At 30.5% G+C, this 535-nt stretch carries 1 protein-coding gene; it reads right to left on the reverse strand.

What is annotated here, in order from left to right; genetic code table 11:
* Positions 1-327 precede the first annotated feature (327 nt).
* Positions 328-535: integrase core domain-containing protein (locus BHF71_RS11090; protein WP_141705358.1), on the reverse strand; the 208-nt coding region annotated here is incomplete at its 5' end.

Genomic DNA, 535 nt, shown 5'->3' on the forward strand with positions numbered 1-535 from the left:
TGGTTACGAATTTTACTTTGGAAGCCATACGATAATTGGATAAAGTTAATGGTTAAAGCACCAGGATAAAAATAGTTATTGTAAGTTGTTTTGTTTTTTTGTGAATAATTAAATCAAATAGTAATAATTGCCAAATGGACAGTGATCACCTTTAGTTGGTTACTGGTTCTTTGGTCGAAGTTTAGGAAAATATTGTTCAGAATATTGTGTGAACTAACCACTATAACTTTTATGCAACGCTATTGAATATTCAAACAATCACTAAATAGTATACTTTCGACAAAGATTGGATTTGAGTCAATATATTGGACACAAAAAAGTTAACTCTTATGCTGAATGTTTCAATTGATCTTCGATGGCTTGAGGAGTCAAATAACCTAAAGCACTATGTATTCTTCTTCGGTTGTACCAGCCCTCAATATATTGAAAAATTGCTATCTTAGCAGAATAGTAATCTAGATATTGCACGTGATTTACTTCTTCTTTTTTCAATATAGCATGAAATGATTCAATACAAGCATTATCATAGGGATTA

The sequence above is a fragment of the Vulcanibacillus modesticaldus genome (assembly GCF_001730235.1).
In the GTDB taxonomy this organism is placed as follows: Bacteria; Bacillota; Bacilli; order Tepidibacillales; family Tepidibacillaceae; genus Vulcanibacillus; species Vulcanibacillus modesticaldus.